The 23,357-nt window shown below is 74.4% G+C and carries 20 protein-coding genes; 12 read left to right on the forward strand and 8 right to left on the reverse strand.

All coding sequences use genetic code 11. The annotated features are described in order from the left end of the window. Nucleotides 1–7: 7 nt before the first annotated feature. The 3 genes from AC069X_RS22825 to AC069X_RS22835 are packed head-to-tail and all read right to left on the reverse strand — an operon-like array spanning nt 8 to nt 3,022. Entirely contained in the window at nt 8–847 is an 840-nt protein-coding gene (locus tag AC069X_RS22825) for an ABC transporter ATP-binding protein (protein ID WP_478730817.1), read from the reverse strand. A 1-nt stretch (nt 848) separates the two neighbouring features. Further along, complete coding sequence (locus AC069X_RS22830; RefSeq protein WP_478730819.1) at nt 849–1,961, reverse strand: FecCD family ABC transporter permease; 1,113 nt, start codon at nt 1,959–1,961, stop codon at nt 849–851. Next, a complete protein-coding gene (locus AC069X_RS22835; protein WP_478730821.1) occupies nt 1,958–3,022 on the reverse strand; it encodes a FecCD family ABC transporter permease in 1,065 nt (354 codons plus the stop codon). Before AC069X_RS22835 ends, AC069X_RS22830 begins: the two co-directional genes overlap by 4 nt. Nucleotides 3,023–3,166: 144 nt before the next feature. On the opposite strand from AC069X_RS22835, the gene AC069X_RS22840 reads away from it, so the two are divergent. Next, nucleotides 3,167–4,189: an ABC transporter substrate-binding protein gene (locus tag AC069X_RS22840; protein WP_478730823.1), complete on the forward strand. Its 1,023-nt coding sequence runs from the start codon at nt 3,167–3,169 to the stop codon at nt 4,187–4,189. 78 nt (nt 4,190–4,267) lie between these two features. Here the strand turns inward: AC069X_RS22840 and AC069X_RS22845 are convergent, their stop codons facing one another. After that, nucleotides 4,268–5,119: a (2Fe-2S)-binding protein gene (locus AC069X_RS22845; RefSeq protein ID WP_478730825.1), complete on the reverse strand. Its 852-nt coding sequence runs from the start codon at nt 5,117–5,119 to the stop codon at nt 4,268–4,270. Nucleotides 5,120–5,368: 249 nt separating this feature from the next. Between AC069X_RS22845 and AC069X_RS22850 the strand changes: the two genes are divergently transcribed. Genes AC069X_RS22850 through AC069X_RS22870 form a run of 5 tightly spaced genes read left to right on the forward strand, consistent with a single transcriptional unit; the run spans nt 5,369 to nt 12,675 of the window. Next, entirely contained in the window at nt 5,369–6,568 is a 1,200-nt protein-coding gene (locus AC069X_RS22850; protein ID WP_478730827.1) for an ATP-grasp domain-containing protein, read from the forward strand. Then, nucleotides 6,565–8,352 (forward strand): IucA/IucC family protein, encoded by a 1,788-nt coding sequence (locus AC069X_RS22855; protein ID WP_478730829.1) that lies wholly within the window; start codon nt 6,565–6,567, stop codon nt 8,350–8,352. The genes AC069X_RS22850 and AC069X_RS22855 overlap by 4 nt, the downstream gene beginning before the upstream one ends. Next, on the forward strand, nt 8,349–9,647 hold the full coding sequence (locus AC069X_RS22860) for an MFS transporter (protein ID WP_478730831.1): 1,299 nt from the start codon (nt 8,349–8,351) through the stop codon (nt 9,645–9,647). Before AC069X_RS22855 ends, AC069X_RS22860 begins: the two co-directional genes overlap by 4 nt. Continuing rightward, the gene (locus AC069X_RS22865) at nt 9,647–11,452 is read left to right on the forward strand and encodes an IucA/IucC family protein (RefSeq protein ID WP_478730833.1); all 1,806 of its coding nucleotides are present in this window, start codon (nt 9,647–9,649) and stop codon (nt 11,450–11,452) included. Before AC069X_RS22860 ends, AC069X_RS22865 begins: the two co-directional genes overlap by 1 nt. Further along, complete coding sequence (locus AC069X_RS22870) at nt 11,449–12,675, forward strand: type III PLP-dependent enzyme (RefSeq protein ID WP_478730835.1); 1,227 nt, start codon at nt 11,449–11,451, stop codon at nt 12,673–12,675. The genes AC069X_RS22865 and AC069X_RS22870 overlap by 4 nt, the downstream gene beginning before the upstream one ends. Before the next feature lie 131 nt (nt 12,676–12,806). On the opposite strand, the gene AC069X_RS22875 is transcribed toward AC069X_RS22870, so the two are convergent. After that, nucleotides 12,807–13,010, reverse strand: coding sequence for a CsbD family protein (locus AC069X_RS22875; protein ID WP_478730837.1), 204 nt, complete (start codon nt 13,008–13,010; stop codon nt 12,807–12,809). A 157-nt stretch (nt 13,011–13,167) separates the two neighbouring features. Here AC069X_RS22875 and AC069X_RS22880 point away from each other — a divergent pair, with 157 nt between their 5' ends. The 4 genes from AC069X_RS22880 to AC069X_RS22895 are packed head-to-tail and all read left to right on the forward strand — an operon-like array spanning nt 13,168 to nt 17,125. After that, nucleotides 13,168–13,668, forward strand: a complete 501-nt coding sequence (locus AC069X_RS22880; RefSeq protein ID WP_478730838.1) for a (2Fe-2S)-binding protein — start codon at nt 13,168–13,170, stop codon at nt 13,666–13,668. Then, complete coding sequence (locus AC069X_RS22885) at nt 13,665–14,669, forward strand: FAD binding domain-containing protein (protein ID WP_478730840.1); 1,005 nt, start codon at nt 13,665–13,667, stop codon at nt 14,667–14,669. The genes AC069X_RS22880 and AC069X_RS22885 overlap by 4 nt, the downstream gene beginning before the upstream one ends. Before the next feature lie 36 nt (nt 14,670–14,705). Next, nucleotides 14,706–16,835, forward strand: coding sequence for a xanthine dehydrogenase family protein molybdopterin-binding subunit (locus AC069X_RS22890; protein WP_478730842.1), 2,130 nt, complete (start codon nt 14,706–14,708; stop codon nt 16,833–16,835). Nucleotides 16,836–16,894: 59 nt separating this feature from the next. After that, nucleotides 16,895–17,125: a DUF6213 family protein gene (locus AC069X_RS22895; protein WP_478730844.1), complete on the forward strand. Its 231-nt coding sequence runs from the start codon at nt 16,895–16,897 to the stop codon at nt 17,123–17,125. A gap of 86 nt (nt 17,126–17,211) precedes the next feature. On the opposite strand, the gene AC069X_RS22900 is transcribed toward AC069X_RS22895, so the two are convergent. Together AC069X_RS22900 and AC069X_RS22905 are read right to left on the reverse strand one after the other, a co-directional pair. Continuing rightward, nucleotides 17,212–17,742 carry a hypothetical protein gene (locus AC069X_RS22900; protein ID WP_478730846.1) on the reverse strand — a complete coding sequence of 177 codons (531 nt, stop codon included), beginning with the start codon at nt 17,740–17,742 and terminating at the stop codon, nt 17,212–17,214. A 1-nt stretch (nt 17,743) separates the two neighbouring features. Then, complete coding sequence (locus tag AC069X_RS22905; RefSeq protein ID WP_478730848.1) at nt 17,744–18,286, reverse strand: hypothetical protein; 543 nt, start codon at nt 18,284–18,286, stop codon at nt 17,744–17,746. A gap of 161 nt (nt 18,287–18,447) precedes the next feature. Here AC069X_RS22905 and AC069X_RS22910 point away from each other — a divergent pair, with 161 nt between their 5' ends. After that, nucleotides 18,448–20,886, forward strand: a complete 2,439-nt coding sequence (locus AC069X_RS22910; RefSeq protein WP_478730850.1) for a SpoIIE family protein phosphatase — start codon at nt 18,448–18,450, stop codon at nt 20,884–20,886. 91 nt (nt 20,887–20,977) lie between these two features. Continuing rightward, nucleotides 20,978–22,219, forward strand: coding sequence for an ATP-grasp domain-containing protein (locus AC069X_RS22915; protein WP_478730852.1), 1,242 nt, complete (start codon nt 20,978–20,980; stop codon nt 22,217–22,219). Between the two features lie 48 nt (nt 22,220–22,267). On the opposite strand, the gene AC069X_RS22920 is transcribed toward AC069X_RS22915, so the two are convergent. Next, nucleotides 22,268–23,266, reverse strand: coding sequence for a glycosyltransferase family 2 protein (locus AC069X_RS22920; RefSeq protein ID WP_478730854.1), 999 nt, complete (start codon nt 23,264–23,266; stop codon nt 22,268–22,270). Between the last annotated feature and the right edge of the window lie 91 nt (nt 23,267–23,357).

Raw genomic sequence — 23,357 nt, forward strand, 5'->3', positions numbered from 1 at the left:
GGCGGGATCAGACGATCTCGCCGCGGCGCCCGCCCTCCGGGATCACCAGCGGGGTGCCGGCGACCGGGCACTGGATGACCGCCGCGCGCAGCCCGAAGACCTCGTGGACCAGGTCCGGGGTGACGATCTCCGACGGCGGGCCGGCGGCGACGACCCGGCCCCCGCGCATGGCGACGAGGTGTCCGGCGTAGCGGCAGGCGAGGTTGAGCTCGTGCAGGACCATGACCACGGTGCGGCCCTCGGCGCGGTTGAGTTCCGCGACGAGTTCGAGGACGTCGACCTGGTGGGCGAGGTCCAGATAGGTGGTCGGCTCGTCCAGCAGCAGCACGGGCGTCTGCTGGGCCAGCGCCATCGCGATCCACACCCGCTGGCGCTGGCCCCCCGACAGCTCGTCGATGGAACGGGAGGCCAGCTCCAGCGAGCCCGTCGCCGCCAGGGCCGCGTCCACCGCGGCCTCGTCGGAGGAGGACCACTGGCGCCACCACCGCTGGTGCGGGGTGCGGCCCCGCGCCACGAGGTCGCGTACGGAGATGCCGTCCGGGGCGCTGGGGGTCTGGGGCAGCAGTGCCAGCCGCAGCGCGAACTCCCGCGCGGACAGGCCCGCGATGTCCTCGCCGTCCAGGTGGACGGCGCCGCCGGCCGGCTTGAGCAGCCGGGCCAGGGCCCGCAGGGCGGTGGACTTCCCGCAGGCGTTCGGGCCGACCAGGGCGGTGATCTGCCCGGCCGGGATGTCCAGGTCGAGGTCTTCGGAGACGATGCGGTCGCCGTACCCCAGCCGCAGCCCGGCGGCGGTGAGCGTGCCGGGGGCCGTGCCGGCCCGCGAGGTCTCGGTCAGTGGGGCGGTCATGTCAGCCTCCCTTTCCGGCCCGGTTGGTACGGGCGAGGAGCAGCAGCAGGTACGGGGCGCCGATGGCGCCGGTGAGCACGCCGACGGGCAGCTCGGTCGGGGCGAGGACGGTACGTGCCCCGAGGTCGGCCAGGATGAGCAGGACGGCTCCGGTCAGCGCGCTGGTGATCAGCGGGATCCCGGCGGTGCCGGCGAGCCGCCGGGCCATCTGGGGGGCGCCCAGCGCGATGAAGGCGATCGGTCCGGCGGCCGAGGCGGCGAGCGCGGTCAGGCAGGTGGCGAGGACCAGCAGCACGATCCGCGAGTGCCGCAGCGGGATGCCGAGGCTCCGCGCGGTGTCGTCGTCGTACTGGAGCAGCTGGTACGGGCGGGCCAGCGCGAGCGTCAGCGGCAGCAGCACGGCCAGGGCGAGCCCGGCCCACTGGACGTGCTCGTAGCCGCGCCCGTTGAGGCTGCCGGTCAGCCACACCATGGCGCGGGAGGCCTGGTCGATGTCGGCGCGGGCCAGCATCCACCGCGTCAGCGCCATCAGGGCGCCGTTCGCGGCGAGGCCCACGAGGACGAAGCGGTAGCCGGTGATGGTGCCGTCCCGGTACGCCAGCAGGTAGATGACCATCGCGGTCAGCAGGGCGCCCGCGAGGGCCCCGAACGGGACCGCCGCGAAGGTGCCGGCGCCCGCCGCGGTGACCCCGCCGACGAGGATGGCGGTGACCGCTCCGGCTCCGGAGCCGGCCGCGATGCCGATCAGGTCGGGGCTGGCCAGCGGGTTGCGGGTGACGGCCTGGAACACGGCTCCGGCCAGCCCGAACGCCGCCCCGACCAGCAGGGCCGTCAGGGCGCGCGGCAGGCGCAGCTGGTGGACGATCAGGTCTGCCGAACCGGAGCCCGTACCCAGCACGGCGGCCAGGACGTCGCCGACCGGGATCGCGAAGGTGCCCAGGGAGACGGAGGCGATCAGGCCCGCGAAGCCGACGGCCACGAGGCCGGTGACCACGAGCGCGACCCGGGGCCGCACGGCCACGCCGACGGGCCCGGCCTCGAACCTCAGCCGTCGCGGGGACTCGGGGCGGACCGTCGCGGCCGCCGGGGCGGCGGTGGTGCTCGTCGCGCTCATCGGGTGTGCTCCTTGAGCTTGCCGCGCTTGACCAGCAGCGCGAGGAACGGCGCGCCGAGCAGCGCGGTGACCACGCCCGCCTCCAGCTCGCCGGGGCGGGCGACCATGCGGCCCACCACGTCGGCGGCGAGCATCAGCGTGGCCCCGCCGAGCGCCGAACAGGGCACCAGCCAGCGGGCGTCGGGCCCGGTGAAGGCCCGTACGACGTGCGGGACGACGAGACCGACGAAGGTCACCGGACCGGCGGCGGCGACGGCCGCACCGGTCAGCAGGACCACGGCCAGCGCGCCCAGGGCCCGGGTGGAGCGGACCGGCGTGCCGAGGGAGCTGGCCAGGTCGTCACCGAGGGCGAGGGCGTTGAGGCGGCCGCTGAGACCGAGGGCGAGGACGAGTCCGACGACGACGAACGGCAGCAGTTCCATGCCCAGTTGGGCGTCGCGGCCGGCCAGTGAGCCCACCGCCCAGAACCGGTACTGGTCCAGGGTGCGGACGTCCATCAGCACCAGGGTGTTGGTGCCCGCGTCGAGCAGGACGGTCACGGCCGCGCCGGCCAGGGCGAGTTTGGCGGGGGTGGCGCCGCCGTAGCCGGTGCCGCCGACGGCGTAGGCGATGAGTCCGGCCAGCGCGCCGCCGAGGAAGGCGAACCAGATGTACTGGTACGAACTCGTCAGCCCCAGCACGCCGATGCTCGCGGCGACCGCGAACGAGCCGCCGGCGCTGATGCCGATCAGGCCGGGGTCGCCCAGCGGGTTGCGGGTGATGTCCTGCGCCACCGCGCCCGCGGCGCCCAGCGAGAGGCCGACCAGCAGGCCCAGGAAGGTTCTGGGCATGCGCAGTTCGCGGACGACGACGGCGTCGCCCTCGTCGCTGCCGCCCATCGCGGCCAGGACGTCGGAGAGCGGCACGGACTTCGTTCCGATCGCCAGCGAGGCGCACACCATGGCGGCCACGAGCACGACGAGCACCGCGAGTACGAGGGTCCGGGGGAGAACGCGTCGGGGTGGCGGGACGGTTGGGGCGGGGGCCGCGGTGGCGTTGGCGGTGACGGGCTTTAGAGACACTCACATAAGGTAAGGGATGCCTAACCGAAATTGAGACGCGGCCCCGTCTGGATTTGGTCGCGGAGACCCGCTAGTCTTCACAACGTTTTTACTCAGGCAAGCCTTACCTAAGAACATGCGTTCCCTCTGGAGAACTGAGAACCGATGAACAGCTTCACTCAGCGTCGCCGGCCGGGCCGGATCGCAGCCGCCGTTCTCACGGCGGCCATGGCCCTCTCGCTCGCCGCCTGCGGTGGCGGCAGCGATGACGCCAAGCCGGCCGCCGAGTCGTCCAAGCCGGCCGCCGCCGAGTCCGCCGGCTTCCCGCGCACCATCACCCACGACAAGGGCAAGACCGAGCTCAAGGCCAAGCCCAAGCGTGTGGTGGCGCTGGACAACAGCCTCGTCGAGGCCGTCGTCGCGCTCGACGCGCCGCTCGTCGGCGGCATCGGTGCCTACCGGGACCAGAAGGGCTTCCCGGCCTACCTGGGTGACGCGGTGAAGGAGACGAAGGACGTCGGTCCCCTCGACAACCCCAACCTCGAAGCGATCGCGGCCCTCAAGCCCGACCTCATCGTCTCGGCCACGGTCCGTCACGCCGACTTCTACGACCGGCTGAGCCAGATCGCGCCGACCGTGTTCGTCAAGACCACCGGACCGATCTGGAAGGAGAACATCACCTTCCTCGGCCAGGCGCTGGGCCAGGAGGAGAAGGCCCAGGCCAAGATGACGGCCTACCAGACGCGTGCCAAGAAGATCGGTGACGCGATCAACGCCAAGGGCGGCGGCAGCGGCGACAACGGCAAGCCCACCTTCTCGGTGGTCCGCTTCGTCGACGGACCGACGCGCATCTACCTGCCCAAGACCTTCAGCGGCATCATCCTCAACGACATGGGTCTGACGCGTCCCGAGAACCAGCGCGACGAGGCCAAGTTCAACATCGAGATCAGCGAAGAGCAGATCCAGCAGGCGGACGCCGACCACATCTTCCTGACCGCCTTCTCGGGCGGCGCGGAGCGCAAGAAGAAGTTCGAGGCCAACCCCCTGTGGCAGCGCCTGAACGCCGTCCAGAAGAACCAGGTCCACGAGGTCGACGACTCGGTCTGGATGACCTCGGTCTCCCTCCAGGGTGCGGACATGGTCCTCGACGACCTGGCGAAGGCCTTCCAGGTGGACCCCGCCAAGTAGGCGGAGCCCCTGACGCCGCGAGGGCCCCGGCCGCGTACTCCGGTACGCGGCCGGGGCCCTCGGCGTTCCGGGGCCGGTTCAGCCCTCGTCCTCGATGCGGCGCAGGCGCTCCGCGTCGCAGGTCCGGGGGCAGGTCGCGCACGCCCGGGCCCCGTCCAGCGTGTAGTACATGCAGCAGCCGAGCCGGGTGCGCGTCGGGTGCGACCGCCCGTCGCGGGCCGTGAGCCGCCTGAAGTCCGCGCCGCCGGGGAAGGGGGCGATGGCGGTGGGGAGCAGCTCGGTCGCCTCACGCACCGCCCGTTCCTCGTCGCCGAGGGTGCGGCCGAGGTACCAGATCCCGGAGACGAGGTCGTCGGCCGCCATGCCCCACAGGGCCCGGTCCCGGCGCCGGACCCGCGGGCCGATCGCGGCCAGCAGCGGCCGTACGTGGTCGGCGACCGCCGCGCGCAGTTCGGCGCGCAGCGCCTCCTCGCCGGCCACGGTCCGGGCGCCCGGAAGGTGCGCCGCCGGGTCGCCGGGCAGGCAGGCGAACCCGGTTCCGGGAGTGATCTCGAACGCCCCCGTCGAAAGGTCCACGCGTACCTCGCGGGGCCGGATGCGCGGGACGCGCCGCTCCAGGTACCAGGCGCCGCTCATCAGCAGGCTGACGGACCAGAGGTAGTCGTGCAGCGCGCGCGAGGCCGCGACGTCGGGGCGGGGTTCGTGGCCGTGACCCGACCGGATGCGGGTGGCCTCCGCTTCGACGAAGGCGCTCAGGGCCTCCTCGTCCGCCGCCAGCTCCGCGCCGCTGACCAGCAGGCCGGAAGGTGCGGAGGAAGGCCCGGCCACGCGGACGTCGAGGGCCGGGCACTGGGCCGCGAGGCGCTCGTGGGTGGCCGCGAGCGGGTTCGTGGCGTGGGGGGCGGTGGCGGTGCACGGGAGCGTGGTCATCGGCTGTCGATCATGTGAGGCACGGAAGCTCCGGTACGGAGTAGTAGGTAAGGCTTACCTTAACCCAATGGTTTACGATCGTGCTCGCTCCGTCAGTCCGCCTGGCAGGTGGGCGAGTTGAGGCTAAGGGTTGGCTAACCTAAGGTGGCTCACGCCGGCGGATGCTCAAGACGTCGGCGCCAAGGCGTGCCGGAAGACAGCCACCACGCGCACCCCCACTGTTCAGGATTCGGAAGGGGCTCCAGCCCAATGCGGTTGTACCTGCTCGCACTCAACCCGACGGACTCGGTCACCGAAGGTTTCCTCCCCGCCGCCGCCCGACTCGGCCTAGAGGTCACCCTCCTCACCGACCGGCCCGACGCCCACCGCGAGGTGGCGCCGGACGTGGAGGTCCTGGAGTGCGACGTACGAGACTTCCGCGCCGTCATCACCCGGATATCGGCCCACCACGCGCCCGACGGCATCTTCACCAACAGCGACCACCTCCAGACCCAGGCGGCCCTCGCGGCCGACTACTTCGGCCTCCCGGCCAAGGACTGGCGGGCGACCCTGAGGGTCAAGGACAAGGCCCAGATGCGCCGCCACATCGCCGCGAGCGGGCTCGACGCGGTCTGGTCCACGGAGCTGGCCCCCGGCCGGGACCCGGCCGACCTCACCGGCCTCGACGTGCCCTACCCCTGCGTGGTCAAGCCCCGGGAGGGCGTGGCCAGCGAGGACGTCGTACTGGTGGACGGACCCGCCGAACTCGTCCTGCGCTGCAAGGAGATCCAGGCCCGCCGGCCCGACGCCGCCCTCGTGGTGGAGGAGTACCTGGCCGGCGACCTGCGCAGCCTGGAGACCCTCGGCGACGGCCGGATCCGCCACGTGCTGGGCGGCTTCCGCACCCGGCTGTCCCCGCCCCCCTACTTCATCGAGGAGCGCTGCACCTTCGTCGCGGCCCACCCCGAACCGGTCGTCGCGCAGATCCTCGCCCAGCTCGACGCCCTCGGCGTCGGCTTCGGCATCTGCCACACCGAGTTCGTCGTCGACGCCGAAGGCCGGGCCCGCATCATCGAGGTCAACTACCGCGCCATCGGCGACCAGGCCGACCTGATGCTCGCCCAGCTGCTGGACATCCCGCTGTTCGAACACGTCCTCCGCACCCACCTCGGGGAGCCCCTCCCCGCGGACCTGGGCGCGCGCACCGACGGCGTCGCCCTCGTCGACAACCCCTGCGCGAAGAGCTCCGGCACCCTGACCGCCGCGCCCGAGGCCGCCGACCTCGTCGTCGACGGCGTCGAACTGACCTACCGTCCGCTGCGCGCGGTCGGGGAGCGGCACGAGCTCTACCACACCAACCGCGACTTCATCGGTGCCCTGCGCGCCCTCGGCCGCGACACCGACCAGGAGACGGTCGACCGCGTCGTCGCCGACTTCCTCGCCGCGCAGCGCTGGGAGATCACCCCGTGAGCACGACGACCCCGGCCGCCGCCCCGGCCCCCGCCGCCACCACCGAGGCGGAGCTCCTGCTCCGCGTCCTCGGCGCCCTCCTCCGCGAGGACGTCGTCGGCCTGCGCACCCGCACCACCCTCCTCGACCGCCCCGACGGCCGCTGGCTGCGGCTGCCCGCCGAGGACGGCGACGCCCTGCTCCTCCCGGTCACCGAGGACGGCTACCAGGCCGTGTACGCCGCCCGCCTGCCCCTGCTCGTCCGCGAGTCGGACGGCCGCGAACTCACCACCCACGACGAGGTCCTCGAAGCGCTCGCCGCGCTCGCCGACCCCGTCGACCGCGGCGGCTTCGACGCCTTCGCCGAGGAGTGCCGCCAGACCCTCGCCACCATGCGGCTGCACGCCGAGACCGCCGACGAGGCCGCCGCCGTGCTGACCGCCCGCCACGGCGCCGACCCCGCCGACTGGACCGGCCTGACGGGCGGGCTCGCCCACGACACCCTCGCCGCCCGCCTCGACCACCCGGTGTACCCCACCGCGCGCGGCCGCTCCGGCCTCGACGAAGGCCAACTGCGCGCCTATGCACCGGAGTTCCACCCGAGCTTCGCGCTGCGCTGGATCGCCGTCCCGCGGGACGCCCTCACGGTGGCCGGCGGACCGGACGCGCTGCCCGCGCTCTGGCCCACCCCCGCGGCGCTCGGCCTGCCCGGCCTCGACGGCAGCCACCTCGCCCTCCCCGTCCACCCGCTCACCGTCGGCGCCCCGCTCGACGAGGCCCTGAGCGCCGCCGGCCTCGCCGGGCGCGCCGTCCTCGCCGAGCGCCCGTACCTCGACGTCGTGCCCACGCTGTCCATGCGCACGGTCGCCGTCACCGAAGACCCCACCCTGCACGTCAAGGTCCCGATGGCCACCGCCACCCTGGGCCTGCGCAACCGGCGCGTCATCCGGCCCGGCTTCCTCGCCGACGGAGTCGCGGGCCAGCGCCTGGTGGGAGCCGTCGTCGCACGCGAACCGCGGTTCCAGGGCGTCGTCCTGCACGCCGACGAGACCGTCTACGCCCACGCCGGACACGAGCTCCTCGCCGCGCTCTGCCGCCGCTACCCGGCCGGCCTGGACAACGCCGTCGTCACCCCGCTCGCCGCGCTGCTCGCGCAGGCCCCCGGCGGCCGGCTGCTCATCGACCACCTCGCCGACCGCTTCTACGGCGGCGACCCGGTCGCCCTGCTCGACGCCTACCTGCGCCTGCTGTTCGACTGGCAGACCACCCTCTTCGGCTACGGCGCCGCCCTGGAGTCCCACCAGCAGAACATCTCCCTGGTCCTCGACCGGGACCCGGCCGGTGACACCCGGCTGCGGCTGCTGTTCAAGGACGACGACGGCCCGCGCGTCCACGCCGCCCGCGTCCGCGCCGCACTCGGCGCCGACGCCCCCCTCGGCTTCGACGACCCCCGCGCCTTCTGCGAGGACGACCGCCCCCTCACCGACCTGTTCACCACCATCACCCTGCACCTGTGCGCCGGCTCGTACGCCTTCGGGCTCGCCCGGCACGGACGCGCCGGTGCCGGGGCCCTGCTGGACCTCGTACGCGACCGGCTCGCCGAGGCGGCCGGGCGGCTCGGCACCGCCCCCGGCGAACCGGGCGCCGTACTGCGCGCCCGCGTCCTGGACGCCCCGGAACTGCCCGTCAAGGCGATGGTCACCGCCGGCACCCTGCTCAGCAAGGAACGCTCGGGCGCCGCCGACATCAACAAGCACTACACCACCGGACCCAACTACCTGCTGCGGCCGGAGGGTTCGCGATGAGCATCGCCACCGACCGGCGGGAGGCGGCCCCCGCCGGGCCCGAACCCCGCCCCGTCCTCGGCCGCAGACAGGTCCACGCGGTGGCCGGCTGCTACTTCGTGGCCTCCTTCGCCGCGCTCGGCCTGCCGCCCTTCCTCACCGAGATCCTCCCGGAACTCGGCGACCGCGACGCCAGCTGGGCCGGTGTGCTCTACATCGTCCCCACCATCTTCGCCGCCGTCGGCGCCCCCTTCTGGGGGCGGCTCGCCGACCGGTTCGGCCGCAAACGGCTCCTGCTGCGCGCCCAGCTGGGCCTGGCCCTGTCGTTCCTGCTCGCCGGCTGGGCCGACTCGATCGCCACCTTCACCGTCGCCCTGATCCTCCAGGGGGTGCTCGGCGGCACCTTCGCCGCCTCCAACGGCTACCTGGGAGCCTCCCTGGAGGGCCCGCAGCTGTCCAGGGCCCTGACGCTGATGCAGGGCGCCGCGCGCGCCGCGCTGGTCTTCGCCCCCATCGTGGTCGGCAGCCTCTCGCCGTGGCTCTCCCCGCACCGCCAGTACGCCCTCCTCGCCGTCCTCCCGCTGACGGCCGCGCTGCTGATCGCCGCGCTGCCGGAATCCCGCGGCATGCGGGCGGAGCCCCGCAAGCCCGGGGCCGACGGCGCCGACGCCGCAGGGGAGGACGGCGGGACGGCGGCCCCGGCCCCGGCCGCCGCCGAGAGCGGGCGCGGGCGCGCCACCTCCCTGCACGGGCTCTACGCCCTGGAGTTCGCCTTCGTCTTCTCGACGGTCATCTCCTTCCCGTACCTGATCTCCTTCGTCGAGGAGCGGATCCCCGGCACCTCGCCGCTGGTCTCCGGCATCCTCTTCGCCCTGCCCCACCTCTGCTACCTCGCCGCCGCGATGTGGGTCCACTCGGTCTTCCACCGGCGCCCCCGCCTCGGCGTGGCGCTCGGCTTCGCCTGCATAGCCCTGGGCCTCGCCGGACACGGCCTGGCCCACTCCCTCGCCACCCTGGCCGCCGTCCGCCTGCTGCTCGGCGCGGGCCTCACCCTCGGCCTGGTCTGCCTCTCCGTGATGGCCTCCGACTGCGCCAAGGGCCGCGCCCCCGGCGGGCTGTTCGGCTCGATCGAATTCTTCTCCAAGGCCGGAGCCGTCGTCGCCGGCCTCGCCGCCGCCGTCGGCAACAGCCTGTACGGGCCCTCCGCGCCCGTGCTCATCGGCACCGCCGTGGCCGTGGTCACCGTCTGCGCGACCGCCGCCCCGGCCCTCGACCTGCGTTCCCTCCGCTCTCTCCGCACCCGCTGGAGCCGTTGATGTCCCTGACCGATGCAATCGGTGCCGCCCCCGTCGCCACCCGAACCGCCGTGTCCCCGGCCGGGCTGCCCACGGCAGACGACGCGGTCGCCCACACCCTCCTGAACTGCCTGCTGCGCGAGCTGTCCGGACCGGAACACCAGACCGCCGTCGCCGACGGCCACCTCCTGCTGTGGCTGCCCCGCCGCGGGGTGCTGCTGCGCGCCGCCCTGCGCCGCACCTCCCTGCTCGGCGCCCACCGCTTCACCGGACCGGTGCGCGAGCGGCAGCAGGACGGCTGGGCCGAGGTCGGCTGGCGCCGCCTCGCCGAGTACGTCCAGGACGAACTGGCGCTGCGCACCGACGTCCACAACGAGGAGTTCCTCGGCCAGATCACCTCCAGCCACGAGGCCGTGTCGGCCGCGCTCGCCGTACGCGCCGGACGGCCCGCCACGGACACCGCGGTCGGCGACGGCGACGGGCTCGCCGCCTACCTGGAGTCCGAGCAGTCCCTCGTCCTCGGGCACCGCTTCCACCCCACCCCCAAGGCCCGCAGCGGAGACACCGCCTCCTGGCTCGCCTACGCCCCCGAGACCGGCGCCTCCTTCCGGCTGCGCCACCTCGCCGTCCGCGAGCACCTGGTCATCGAGGAGACCGCCCAGGACGGCGCGACGCGGCCGCTCGACGCGCTCCGCGACGGGGTCCCCGAGGGCTACCGGCTGCTGCCCGCGCACCCCTGGCAGTACGAGATGCTCGGCGAGCACCCCGGTCTGCGGGCGGCCCTCGAACGCGGCGACATCCTCGACCTCGGCGACGGGGGCGAACCCTTCGCCGCCACCGCCTCGGTCCGCACGCTGTACGACGGGAACACCTTCCTGAAGTTCAGCCTCAATGTCCGCATCACCAACTGCCTTCGCAAGAACGCCAGTTACGAACTGTCCGGCGCGGTCGCCCTGACCCGCCTGCTGGCCCCCGTCCTGGAGGAGCTGGAGACCCGCTTCCCCGGCACCGCCATGCTCCGCGAGCCCGCCTACCGCAGCATCGCGCTGCCCGGCCCCGAGGGCACCCCCGACCGGGCGCTCCTCGAAGGCTTCGGCGTCATCGTCCGCGAGGGCCTGCACGCCCGGCTCATGCCCGGCACCACCCCGCTGCTGGCCGCCGCCGTCGCCGACGAGTACCCCACCGGCCCCGGCCACATCTCCCGCCTCGTCGACACCACCGACCCGCAGGCCGCCCTCGACTGGTGGGCCGCGTACGTGAAGCTGCTCGTCCCGCCGGTCCTGTCCGCGTACTTCGACCACGGCCTGGTGCTGGAGCCGCACCTGCAGAACGTCGTCGTCTGCGTCGACGACGAGGGCATGCCCGCCCAGGTCCTCTTCCGCGACCTCGAAGGCACCAAGCTCGTCCCCGAGCACCACGCCGGCCTCCTCGCCACACTCCCGGCCGACGTCGCCGGCCCCATGACGTACGACGCCCAGCGCGGCTGGGACCGAGTCGTCTACTGCCTCCTGGTCAACCACATCGCCGAGATGCTCGCCGCCCTCGCCGACCTGCACCCGCAGACCGAGGCCGCCCTGTGGGACCGGGTCCGCGCCACCGTCCAGGAGCACGCCGACCGCCACGGCTGCCCGCCGCGCCTGGCCGCCCTGCTCGCCGGCGTGCCACTGCCCGCCAAGGCCAACCTGCTCACCCGCTGGGAGCGCAAGGCCGACCGCGAGGCCGGCTACGTCCGCCTCGCCTCCCCGCTCACCGAGGACGTGCTGACCCAGGTCCTGCGCGGCCACACCGAAGACGCCCACGCCGACGACACCCGGAGCACCCGTTGACCGCCCCCACCGCGGCCGTGCGCGAGCGCGCCCTCGGCCTCCCGGCCACGGAACTGCCCGCCTACCTCTACGACCTGACGGCCCTGCGGGCACACGCCGCCGCCGTACGGGCCGCCCTGCCCGAGCGCGTCGAGCTGTACTACGCGGCCAAGGCCAACCCGGAAGCGGAGGTCCTCGCCGCCCTCGCACCGTACGTCGACGGCTACGAGGTCTCCTCCGGCGGCGAACTCGCCCACGTCGCCAAGGCCGTCCCCGGACGCCCGCTGGCCTTCGGCGGCCCCGGCAAGACCCCCGCCGAGATCGTGTCCGCCCTCGAACTGGGCGTGGACCGCTTCCACGTGGAGAGCCTGTACGAGCTCCGCATGCTGGCCGACCTCGCCGCCCGCACCGCCGCCGCCGGCCCCGACGCGGCCCCGACGGGGGTGCTGCTCCGCTTCAACCTGCCCCTGGCCGCCGCCTCCCTCGAAGGCAGCTCCCTCGCCATGGGCGGCCGTCCCACCCCCTTCGGCCTGGACCCCGCCGACGCCGACACCGCCGTGCGCCTGCTCACCGACGGCACCTTCCCGCAGCTGCGCCTCCTCGGCGTCCACGCCCACCTGGCCAGCGGCCTCGACGCCCCGGAGCAGCTCGCGGTAGCCGAGTCCGTGCTCACCTGGGCGACTGGGCTCGCCGCCCGCCACGGCACCGAGTTCGCGGAGGTCAACGTGGGCGGCGGCATGAGCGTCGACTACGCCGACCCGGAATCCCGCTTCGACTGGACGGCCTACGGCCAGGGCCTGGCCCGGCTCGCGGACGCCCACCCGGGGCTGACCCTGCGCATCGAGCCCGGCCGCGCCATGACCGCGTACTGCGGCTGGTACGCCACCGACGTCCTGGACGTGAAGCACAGCCACGGCGAGGAGTTCGCCGTGGTCCGCGGCGGCACCCACCACCTGCGCACCCCCGCCACCAAGGGCCACGACCAGCCCTGCACCGTCCTGCCCGTGGAAGGGTGGGACCACCCCTGGCCCCGGCCCGCCGCAGGGGCGGAGCGGGTCAGCCTCACCGGCCAGCTGTGCACCCCGAAGGACCTGCTCGCCCGCAACGTGCCGGCGCCCGGCCTGCGCGCCGGGGACAGGGTGGCCTTCGGCCTCGCGGGCGCCTACGCGTGGAACATCTCGCACCACGACTTCCTGATGCACCCCCGCCCCGGCTTCCACTTCCTGGGAGCCGACGGAGCCTAGGCCGGGCAGGGCGGCCGGTACCGCCGGTCGGCCCGCTCGTCACCGGTCTCCCGGCGGCGCCCCCGCCCCGGATCCGTGCGTGCCCCCCGGCCCGGGATCGGGACGGGGGGCACGCCTACGGACGGCAGCGGTCAGGAGCCGTGGCGACGGCCGCGCAGGGACTCGCCGACTCCGCGCACGCGCTCGTCGGCCTCGCCCAGGGCTTCCCTGGCCTTGCCCTTCGCCTGGTCCGTCTTGCCCTCGGCCTTCAGCCGGTCGCTGCCGGACACCTTGCCGATGGCCTCCTTCGCCTTGCCCTTGGCCTGCTCCATCTTGCCCTTGGCCTTCTCAGCCATGGCGAACTCCTTTCGCGAGCCTCACAGCGGCGCCTGCCCGGCTTCCGCCGTCCGAACCCGATCGGGTGGAACCCGGCGCCGGCGCGATGGGAAGCACCGCCGACCGGTTACACGCCAGAGGCGGGGGACGACCGTCAGGAGAGGCAGGCGCCGCGGCATGGACGGCCAGGAGGCCACGCACGCGCGGATCACGCTCCACGTCAACGGCGTACGGCACGCCCTCGACCTGGACCACCGCACCACCCTGCTCGACGCGCTGCGCGAGCACCTCGGCCTCACCGGGGCGAAGAAGGGCTGCGACCACGGCCAGTGCGGGGCCTGCACCGTCCTCGTCGACGGCCGCCGCCTCAACAGCTGCCTGCTCCTCGCCGTGGCGCAGGACGGCGCGCGGATCACCACCGTCGAGGGCCTCGCCGGTGACGACGGGCGCCCGCACCCGCTCCAGGAGGCCTTCGTCGCCCGGGACGCCCTCCAGTGCGGCTACTGCACCCCCGGCCAGCTGTGCTCGGCCGTCGGGATGCTCGCCGAGGCGGCGGCGGAGGGCGCCGGGGGCGCGGAGCTGACGCGCGAGGCCATCGCCGAGCGCCTCAGCGGCAACCTGTGCCGATGCGGCGCCTACCCGCGGATCGTCGACGCGGTACGGGACGTGGTCACGTGAAGCCCTTCCGCTACGTCCGCCCCCCGAGCCTCGCCGACGCGGCCCGCGCGCACGGCGGCCGGCCCGGCTCCGCCTACCTGGCCGGCGGCACCAACCTCGTCGACCTGATGAAGCTCGGCGTCGAACGCCCCGACACCCTCGTGGACATCGCCCGCCTGCTGCCCGCGGAGGTCGAGGCCACCGGCGACGGGGGGATCCGCGTCGGCGCCGGGGTGCGCGGCACCGAACTCGCCGCGCACCCGCTGGCCGGAGCCCGCTGCCCGGTCCTCGCCCAGGCCCTGCTGTCCGGGGCCTCCGGGCAGCTGCGCAACGCCGCCACGACCGGGGGCAACCTCCTCCAGCGCACCCGCTGCGGCTACTTCCAGGACGTGTCCAAGCCCTGCAACAAACGCGACCCCGGCAGCGGCTGCTCCGCCCTCGACGGCGCCCACCGCGAACACGCCGTCCTGGGGCACTCCCCGCTGTGCGTCGCCACCCACCCCTCCGACCTCGCGGTGGCCCTGAGCGCGCTGGACGCCGAAGTGGAGGTCACCGGCGCCGACGGCGTCCGCACCGTGCCGCTCGACGGCCTCCTGCGCCTGCCCGGAGACCACCCCGAACGGGACACGACACTGCGCCACGGTGAACTCGTCACCGCCGTCCTGCTGCCGCCCGGCGCCTTCGCCGCGCCCTCCGCGTACCGCAAGGCCAGGGACCGCGCCTCCTACGCCTTCGCCCTCGTCTCGGTCGCGGCCGTCCTGGAGACCCGGCAGGACCGGGTGACCCGGATCGCGCTCGCCTTCGGCGGGCTGGCCCACCGCCCCTGGCGGGCCCGGGCGGCACAGGAGCGGCTGCTGGGCGTCCGCCCCACCGCCGACGCCGTCCGCGCCGCCGTGGACGCCGAACTGGAGGCTGCCCGCCCGCTGCGCGACAACGCCTTCAAGGTGCTCCTCGCCCGCAACCTGGCGTGCGAGGTACTGGGCCGGCTCGCCGCACCCGCACCCGCCCCCGCGCCCGGCTGATCCCGGCGGGGGAGAAGGCAGAGAGGGAGAGACACCATGGCAGGCTTCCCCGCGCTCGGCTCGCCCGCGACCCGGCGGGAAGGAGAGCAGAAGGTCACCGGCGCCGCCCGCTACGCCGCCGACCACACCCCGCCCGGCTGCCTGTACGCCTGGCCGGTGCCCGCCACCACGGCCACCGGCCGGGTGGCCCGCGTGGACACCGCCCGGGCCCGCGCGCTCCCCGGGGTGGCGGCCGTGCTCACCGCCGGCGACGCGCCCCGCCTCGGGCCCGCCGACGACCCGGAGCTCCTGGTGCTCCAGGACTCCCGGGTGCCCCACCGGGGCTGGTACGTGGCCCTGGCCGTCGCCGACACCCCGGAGCGCGCCCGCGCCGCCGCCGAGGCCGTCTCCGTGACGTACGAGGCCCCCGGCCACGCCCCCGACGTCCGGCTGTACGAGGACCACCCCGGCGCCTACGAGCCCGAGAAGGTCAACGGCGGCCACCCCGGCCGCCGCGAGCGGGGCGACGCCCTCGCCGCGTACGCCGCCGCCCCGGTGCGCGTCGACTGCCGGTACGCGGTACCCCCGCTGCACAACCACCCGATGGAGCCGCACGCCGCCACCGCCGTCTGGGAGGCGGGCCCGGAGCCGGAGGGGGGCCGGCTGACGGTGTACGACTCCAGCCAGGGCGCCGGCACCGTGCGCGCCGTACTGTCCTCCCTCTTCGGCCTGCCCGAGGAGCGGATCACCGTCCACTCTGAGCACGTGGGCGGCGGCTTCGGCTGCAAGGGAACGCCCCGACCGCACGTGGTGCTCGCCGTCATGGCCGCCCTGCACACCGGGCGGCCCGTCAAGCTCGCGCTGCCCCGGGGCGACATGCCCGCCGTGGTGGGCCACCGCGCCCCCACCCTGCACCGGGTGCGCCTCGGCGCCCGCCCCGACGGCACCCTCACCGCCCTGGCGCACGAGATCACCACCCACACCTCGCGCATCCGGGAGTTCGTCGAGCAGGCGGCCGTCCCCGCCCGGGTCATGTACGCGGCGCCGGACCTGCTGACCGTGCACCGGGTCGTCCCGCTGGACGTGCCCACCCCGTCGTGGATGCGGGCCCCCGGCGAGACCCCGGGCATGTACGCCCTGGAGTCGGCGATGGACGAGCTCGCCGACGCCGTGGGCGCGGACCCCGTGGAGCTGCGCGTACGCAACGAACCCGCCGCCGAACCGGACAGCGGGCGCCCGTACAGCAGCCGCGGCCTGGTCGCCTGCCTGCGCGAGGGCGCCCTGCGCTTCGGCTGGCCCCGGACCCGGGGACCGCGGGCCCGCGACGGCCTGCTGACGGGGGCGGGCGTGGCCGCGTCGACCTACCCGGTGTTCGTCGCCCCCTCCCAGGCACTGGCGCACGCCCTGCCGGACGGCACCTACCGGGTGGAGGTGGCCGCCACCGACATCGGCACCGGGGCGCGGACCGTACTCGCCCTGGCGGCCGCCGACGCGCTCGGCGTGCCCGCCGCCCGGGTGCGGTGCGAGATCGGGCACACCGGACTGCCCCCGGCGTCCCTGGCCGGCGGGTCCTCCGGCACCGCCTCCTGGGGGTGGGCGGTCCACGAGGCCTGCCGCGCCCTCGCGCTGAAACTGGAGCGGCACGGCGGCCGGGTCCCCGAGGGCGGGCTGTGTGCCTCCGCCGACACCACGGCCGCCGCCAAGCAGCGCTCCCCGTACGCCCGGCACGCCTTCGGGGCCCAGTTCGCGGAGGTGTCCGTCGACACGGTGTCCGGCGAGGTGCGGGTGCTGCGCATGCTGGGCGTCTTCGCCGCCGGCCGCGTCCTCAACCCGCTGACGGCCCGCTCCCAGTTCGTCGGCGGCATGGTCATGGGCCTGGGAATGGCGCTCACCGAGCACGCCCCGCTGGACCCGGTGCACGGCGACTTCACCGCGCGGGACCTGGGCTCGTACCACGTACCGGTCCACGCCGACGTCCCGGACATCGAGGCCTACTGGATCGACGAGCACGACAAGCACCTCAACCCGCTCGGCGGCAAGGGCATCGGGGAGATCGGCACGGTGGGCGCGGCCGCCGCCATCGGCAACGCCTTCGCCCGCGCGACCGGCCGCCGCGTCCGCGAGCTCCCCCTCACCCCCGACCGGGTCCTCACCGCCCTGGCCGGGCGGGGCCGGGGAGGCGGGTGACGGTTGCCCGCTCGCTGCGGGGGTAGCCGCCGGAAGAGAGCCGTCCGGGAGGAAGTCCCATGATCCAGGTCTCGATACCGCTGTTCCCCGCGGAAGACGGGGGTCTGCTGATCCCCGCCGACCACGTCACCGCCCTGCTCCGCCGTCTGGCCGAGGACTGGGTGCGGGCCACCGAGACCGGTGAGATGCCGGCCGACGAGGAGACGGTGTCCGAACTGGCCGACGTCCTCACCGAGCTCGCCGACCAGATCGACGTCGAATGCATCGGCTGCGCCTCGGACGGGAAGTAGCCCGGCACGTGCCGGAGCGAAGGGGGCGGAACGGCTGGCGCCGTTCCGCCCCCTTCCCTCCGGCACGTCGTGCCCGGTCCCGGTCCTCAGGTCCGCAGCAGGCGGTTGAAGAACGACCGGTAGTGCTGGAGCGCCATCCGCAGCTCCTCCGTGGGCACGCGGTCACCGCGCTGCCACTGCCCCTCCAGGTCCTGCTTGTGCGCGGCGAAGGTCCCGGCCAGGTTCTGCATGACCTCGGCGACCAGGCCGTCCGCCGAGGTGACGGCGTCCTTGGGGTCGTCGACGAAGCGGCCCTGGATCTCGGCCCATTCCGTGCGGTACCGCTCGGCCTCCCCGGCGGCCAGCAGCGGCTGCTCGTCCCCGGCGTCGGGTTCCGAGGGCTCCAGGGACTCCTGCGGCTCCTCCTCCACGTCCCGCGGGTCCCGTCCCTCCACGTCCCGCAGGTCCTGTGCCTCCCCGGTGTCCGCGGCGCCGGGGCCGCCGTAGGTGCCGGACTCCGCGGACGCCTCGCCCGGGTAGACGGGGGCGCCGCTCGGGTCGGGACCGGCGGGGCGCGCCAGGTCCTCCGTGCTCAGCGGCGTGCGTCCGGCCGTCGTGTTCTCGTCGTGGTTCTGCATGTCACCGGCTCCTCTGGTCCGTGAGCAGTTCCTCGAACAGAGCGCGGTAGTGCACCATCGCACCGCGCAGCTCCTCCGTCGTCGCGCGCCCGCTCGCGCTGCGCGTCTTGACGTCGTGCGCCGCCCGGTAGTGCTCCAGTGTCCGGCCGTGGTCGACCGACAGGTCGCGTACCGCGCCCTGGTACCCCTCGGTGGGGTAGCCGCGCTCCCGCATCAGCCGCGACACCAGGTCGTCGGCCTCGTCGACGGCGCCCGCCGGACGGTCCACGAAGTGCTCCTGGACGCCGGTCCACTGCTCCGAGTACTGGCGCCTGCGGTCGGCGGGGAGCTCCTTGATGTCGAGCTCGTCGTGCCGCGCTTCACGGGCACGCAGCTCGCGTTCGGCGGCCAGCGCGCCGCCCTTCTCCTCGACCGTCCGGTCGTACTCCGGTCCGAAGCGGTCGCGCAGGTGACGCCGCCGCGCCAGCAGCCACATGATCACGGCGAGCGCGATCACCACGGCAACGCCGACGGCGATGACGGCAATGAGTGTGCTTGTGGACATCCCGGGCCTCCGTCCTGGGGCCTTTCGCCTGTATGGGCGCGGCTGCCCACCCTCCGGCCGGGCAAACCAGCCCCCCGGCGAGCGGGGCTGCGGCCGACCCGGTCACCCCGACGGGGGATCGTGCCCGCCCCGCCCCACGGCCCGCGTGGCATCCTCGACGTATGGAGGGCGAGTCCGGGCTACCCGCATCCGGTGACGCCGCGTCCCCCGAGGTGCTGGCCCTGGCCAAGGTCGTGGCCAGGCTGCGCGCCGAGGTCGTCGACCTGGAGGGCGTGGCTTCGATGGCGGCCGTCCTCGAACGCGCCAGGGGCGTGGTGATGGCCCAGCGGGACGTCTCGGCGGACGCCGCCTACCAGCTCCTCCTGGAGCGCGCCGCCCAGCACCGGCGTTCCGTCCTGGAGGAGTGCTGGATCACCCTCGGACGCACCGGCCAGGGGAGCCCCGCGGCCGCCCCGCCGGCGGAGCGGCCCCCCGTGCGGCCGCGGCCGCGGGCACCGGACGACGGTACGGGCCGGCCGGGCACGGCTGACCGGGACGGCGACGGCGACGGCGCGGGCCGCGCGGCCCGCAACCGGCGGCTCCTCGCCCGGCTGGCCCGGGACCTGGCCGGCGTACGGACCCCGGAGGAGATCGCGGAGCTGCTGCGCTCCGCGCTCGGGGAACCGGAGGACGTGGACGCGGTGATGATCTACACCGTGGCCGCCGCCGGGAGCCTGGAACTGGCCGGACACGCCGGTGCCGGCGACGCCGTGGCCGAGCAGTGGAGCCACATCCCCCCGCTCGGCGGGGTCGCCGGGCTGGAGGCCGCGCAGTCCGGCGAGGCGGTGTGGCTGGAGGACCACGAGCGCGACGCCCTCCGGTACCAGCTGATCGGCGATCCCGGGCAGTGGCCCTCCCGTGCCTGGCTCCCCGTACCGGCCGCCGGGCCGGTACCGGCCGTCGTCGGCTTCTTCCGCACCCGGCAGGGCCCCTTCGACGCCACCACCCGGACGCTGCTCCGGCGGGCCGTGCGGCTGTGCGCGGGCCCGCTGCGGGAGGACCGGGGCCCCCACGGCCCGGCCCGCCCGGAGGACGACCTGGACGCCGTCCAGTCCGTCCTCGACGCCGTCTCGGGCCCCGCGGTCCTGCTGACGCCGCTGCGCTCGCCCTCGGGGGACATCGAGGACTACCGGATCGACGCGGCGGCGCCCGAGTCGCTGGACGTGGCGGGACGCAGCGGCAAGGAGCTGGTGGGGCGGCGGATCCTGGAGACCTACCCGACGGTCGCGGGCAGCGCGCTCTGGGAGGGGTACCTGGACGTGCTGGCCACGGGAACGGTGTACGAGGGCGAACCGTTCACCTACGAGGAGGTCACCGCCGGGGTGCAGCAGCAGTCCGTGTACTCGGTGCGCGCGGCCCGGCTGGGGGAGCGGCTCGTGGTGTCGTGGATCCGCCACGACACGAACGAGCGGGAGGCCCGCAGGCTGGCCGACATGCAGCGGCTGGGAAACCTGGGCTGGGCGAGCTGGAACCTGGTGACGGACACCATCACGTGGTCCGACCAGGTCTACGCGATCTTCGACCGGGACCCGGCGCTGGGCCCCCTGCGGCTGGACGAGCTGCCCGCGTACCTGTCGGCGGAGGAGCTGCCGAGGGTGGCCCAGGCGGTGCGGCGGCTGCTGGGCGACGGCGGGGCGATCGACCAGCCGTTCCGGATCGGCACCGCCCGCGGCGTGCGGCACCTGCGGCTCGTGGCGGAGGCCCAGCGGGACGCCGACGGCAGCCCGATCGAGGTGCACGGCTTCTTCCAGGACGTGACGGCCCAGCGGGCGACGGAGCAGGCCCTGCTGGAGAGCGAGCGCGCCAACCTGGTCCAGCGCGGCATGCTGACGGCCGAACGCGCCCTCGCCGCCCGCCTCCAGGACACCCTGCTGCCGATCGCCCAGCAGTCGCTTGAGCTGGCGGGCCTGTGCGTCGACGTCGCCTACGTGCCCGCCGACAGCGGGATCAACGTCGGCGGCGACTGGTACTCGGCGATCGAACTCCCCGACGGCAGCGCCCTGTTCGTCGTCGGTGACGTGGCCGGCCACGGCCTGGGAGCCGTCGGCACCATGGCCCAGCTCCGGTTCACCACCAAGGGCATGACCATCACCGGCTCCCCCCTCCCGGACGTCCTGCGCCTGCTGAACACCCTCCTGATGCACAACGCGACGGACCCGTACGGGGCGACGGCCACCATGGTGATGGGCCGCTACCGGCCCTGGGACCACCGCCTGACCTGGGTCCGGGCCGGGCACCTGCCGCCGCTGCTGCTCCGGGGCGGCGAAGCGCGCTTCCTGCCGCAGCCCGAGGGCAGCCTGCTGGGGGCCGCGTTCGACTCCTCGTACGGGCAGGACGTGATCGAACTGCTGCCCGGGGACCACCTCCTGCTGTACACGGACGGCCTGGTGGAGGACCCGGGGGAGGACATCGAGGCGGGCCTCGGCCGGCTGGCCGGGACCGCGCTCCGGCTGCTGGGCGAGGGCCGCGGCGAAACCCTGGCCCGCTCCCTCGCTGCCCTGCGCCCGGGCAACCGCGACGACATCTGCGTCCTCGACATCTGCGTCCCGGACCAGCCCTGACCCGCCACCGGAGATCCGGCCGCGGCGCGGTCGGCGCGGCGCTCACGACGGCTCGACGCGGACTCGAGGACGCCGTTCCTAGCATGGGGCCATGGGACGCGAACTTCCTCTTCTCGCCGTGGTGTTCGACCGGGGATCGGCCGGACACGTGGAGATCCTCGCCTCCGCCCGCAAGCTGTGCACCGTCGTCTTCGTCTGCGACGAGGACCTGCCGGGCTCGGCCGGCGCGGTGGCCCGGCTCGGAGAGGTCGCACGGGTGCTGGACATGACTGGGCTGTCGCCCGGGCAGCGGCGTGCCGCCCTCGTGGAACTGGGCCCCGACGGCATCACCACCTTCAGCGAGTACCGGCTCGCGGCCACGGCGGAGCTGGCCCGGGCGTGCGGACTGCCCTTCCACGCGCCCGAGGTGGCCGCCGCGCTGGTGGACAAGGAGCGGCAGCGGGCACGGCTGCGCGAGGCCGGGGTGGAGTCGACCCGGTGCGTGGCCGTCCGGACCGTCGCGGAGGTGGCGGCCGCCCTCGCCGAGACCGGCCTGCCCGCGGTCATCAAGCCGCGCAGCGGGGCGGGCAGCGTCGACACCTGCCGGGTCGACGACTTCGAGCAGGCCATGGCGGTGGCCGCCGAGTTCCTCGCGGGCGGGGAAGCGGAGTTCGTGGTGGAGGAACTGCTGACCGGCGACCCGGACGCCGCCGGGCCGGGCTTCGGGGACTACGTGTCGGTGGAGTCGGTCAGCTCGGCCGGGACCGTCCGCCACGTGTGCGTGACGGGCAAACTGCCGCTGGCCGAGCCCTTCCGGGAGACCGGCATGTTCCAGCCCGCCGGCCTTCCCGAGCCGCTGGCCGGGCAGGTCCTGGAGCTCACCGGCGCCGCCCTGCGGGCCCTCGGGATCACCGACGGCGTGACCCACGTGGAGATCAAGCTGACCCCGGACGGGCCCCGGCTGATCGAGGTCAACGGCCGGATGGGCGGCTACGTGGGTGCCCTGCTGCGCCGCTCCACCCGCTTCGACCTGCTGCGCGCCGCGCTGCGGGCCGCCCTCGGCCTCCCGCTGGATGTGCCGGAACTGAGCTTCTCCGCAGTGGAGTTCGTGTACTTCGTGACGCCGCCCGCCGATGCCGGAGCCACCCTGGCCGGGATCCGCGGGCTCGACCAGGTGGCCGGCATGGCGGAGGTGTGGCAGGTCAAGGTGGACCCCGCGGCGGGCCGCGCCCTGCACTGGCGCGCCGGTACGGAAGGCCACCTGGGCACCGTCCACGGCACCGCCGCCGATCACGACCGGCTGAGGGACGCCGTCGCCGCCATCGGCGCCGCGATCCGGCTCGACTACGCCTGACCGGCAGCCCTGCCCGCGGGCCTCGCCCTGCCCGCGGGCCCCGCCCCGCTACAGCGGGATCGTGGGGTCCAGCGGCTCCCGCAGCCGCCGTGCCACCAGGGACCGTACCGGCGCGGCGAGAGGTGACAGGTCCCACCACCGCCCCGGGAACATCAGCCGGAACAGCCGCAGGTTGCGCAGCGCCACGGCCGTCGGGCGCAGCGGCACGCACGACACCAGCAGGGCCGTGCGCAGGGCCCGCAGATGGTGCGCGGGACGCCGCGAGGCCAGCAGGGTCTGCGCGAAGGCGTTGCGGTAGGCCCACCACATCATCTCGTGGCGCTCCGCGCCGATCTGCATCCGCGTGTTCGGTTCGCCCGAGTGCGGGTCCGCCGAGTGCGCGAGGTCGGCCGCGATGTGGTGGACGTACGGGTACCGGTCCGCTACCCGCCACAGCAGGGTGCCGTCCAGGCCGAGCCCGTGGCTGAACTCGAACGGCAGGTTGCCCGGCAGCTCGTCCTGGAAGACGTCGAGCAGGTCGGCCCGGCGCATCAGTGTGCAGGAGGCGCTGACGGGCACCTGGTCCTCGACCGTCGCCGACCGCACCAGGAACTCCATCGAGGACATCCGCCCCTCGCGGTGCCGGTAGAAGGTCCGCGGCTCCTCGTAGTGCCACGTCATCGCCGTGAACACGAACCCGGCGCGCGGGGACCGGTCCAGCACCTCCACGGAACGCGCGACCGCATCCGGCGATATCCAGTCGTCGGAGAACAGGAGTTTGACGTATTCCCCCTCGCTCAATTCAAGGGCGCGGCGCCAGTTCCGGACCCGGGGCAGCAGCGAATCATTTCGGTACGCGTGCACCCGCGCATCGGATTCCGCGATTTTCGTGATGACGTCCCAGGTGTCGTCGGTACTCGCATTGTCGACGACGACGACTTCAATATCGCTATAGGTCTGTTCGAGAGCGCTGCGCACCGCACGCTCTACTTCCGCAGGCCGGTTGTACACCGGGATACAGATGCTGACCTTGGCCACCGCACGCTCCCTTTCGTCGAGACCGCACATTGAAGCACACGTTCGTCAACCCGGCGGCAGCTGAACGGAGATGGTCATTCAGGACCTCCGTGATCAACTCGTGTTGACTTCTCGTTCACCC

It is taken from the genome of Streptomyces sp. NPDC043896 (assembly GCF_056435605.1).

Bases quoted from the DNA above. Each gene is read 5' to 3' on its own strand.
- AC069X_RS22825 (WP_478730817.1), bottom strand. From the start codon at position 847: ATGACCGCCCCACTGACCGAGACCTCGCGGGCCGGCACGGCCCCCGGC.
- AC069X_RS22830 (WP_478730819.1), bottom strand. From the start codon at position 1,961: ATGAGCGCGACGAGCACCACCGCCGCCCCGGCGGCCGCGACGGTCCGC.
- AC069X_RS22840 (WP_478730823.1), top strand. From the start codon at position 3,167: ATGAACAGCTTCACTCAGCGTCGCCGGCCGGGCCGGATCGCAGCCGCC.
- AC069X_RS22845 (WP_478730825.1), bottom strand. From the start codon at position 5,119: ATGACCACGCTCCCGTGCACCGCCACCGCCCCCCACGCCACGAACCCG.
- AC069X_RS22850 (WP_478730827.1), top strand. From the start codon at position 5,369: ATGCGGTTGTACCTGCTCGCACTCAACCCGACGGACTCGGTCACCGAA.
- AC069X_RS22860 (WP_478730831.1), top strand. From the start codon at position 8,349: ATGAGCATCGCCACCGACCGGCGGGAGGCGGCCCCCGCCGGGCCCGAA.
- AC069X_RS22865 (WP_478730833.1), top strand. From the start codon at position 9,647: ATGTCCCTGACCGATGCAATCGGTGCCGCCCCCGTCGCCACCCGAACC.
- AC069X_RS22875 (WP_478730837.1), bottom strand. From the start codon at position 13,010: ATGGCTGAGAAGGCCAAGGGCAAGATGGAGCAGGCCAAGGGCAAGGCG.
- AC069X_RS22880 (WP_478730838.1), top strand. From the start codon at position 13,168: ATGGACGGCCAGGAGGCCACGCACGCGCGGATCACGCTCCACGTCAAC.
- AC069X_RS22890 (WP_478730842.1), top strand. From the start codon at position 14,706: ATGGCAGGCTTCCCCGCGCTCGGCTCGCCCGCGACCCGGCGGGAAGGA.
- AC069X_RS22895 (WP_478730844.1), top strand. From the start codon at position 16,895: ATGATCCAGGTCTCGATACCGCTGTTCCCCGCGGAAGACGGGGGTCTG.
- AC069X_RS22900 (WP_478730846.1), bottom strand. From the start codon at position 17,742: ATGCAGAACCACGACGAGAACACGACGGCCGGACGCACGCCGCTGAGC.
- AC069X_RS22905 (WP_478730848.1), bottom strand. From the start codon at position 18,286: ATGTCCACAAGCACACTCATTGCCGTCATCGCCGTCGGCGTTGCCGTG.
- AC069X_RS22910 (WP_478730850.1), top strand. From the start codon at position 18,448: ATGGAGGGCGAGTCCGGGCTACCCGCATCCGGTGACGCCGCGTCCCCC.
- AC069X_RS22915 (WP_478730852.1), top strand. From the start codon at position 20,978: ATGGGACGCGAACTTCCTCTTCTCGCCGTGGTGTTCGACCGGGGATCG.
- AC069X_RS22920 (WP_478730854.1), bottom strand. From the start codon at position 23,266: ATGTGCGGTCTCGACGAAAGGGAGCGTGCGGTGGCCAAGGTCAGCATC.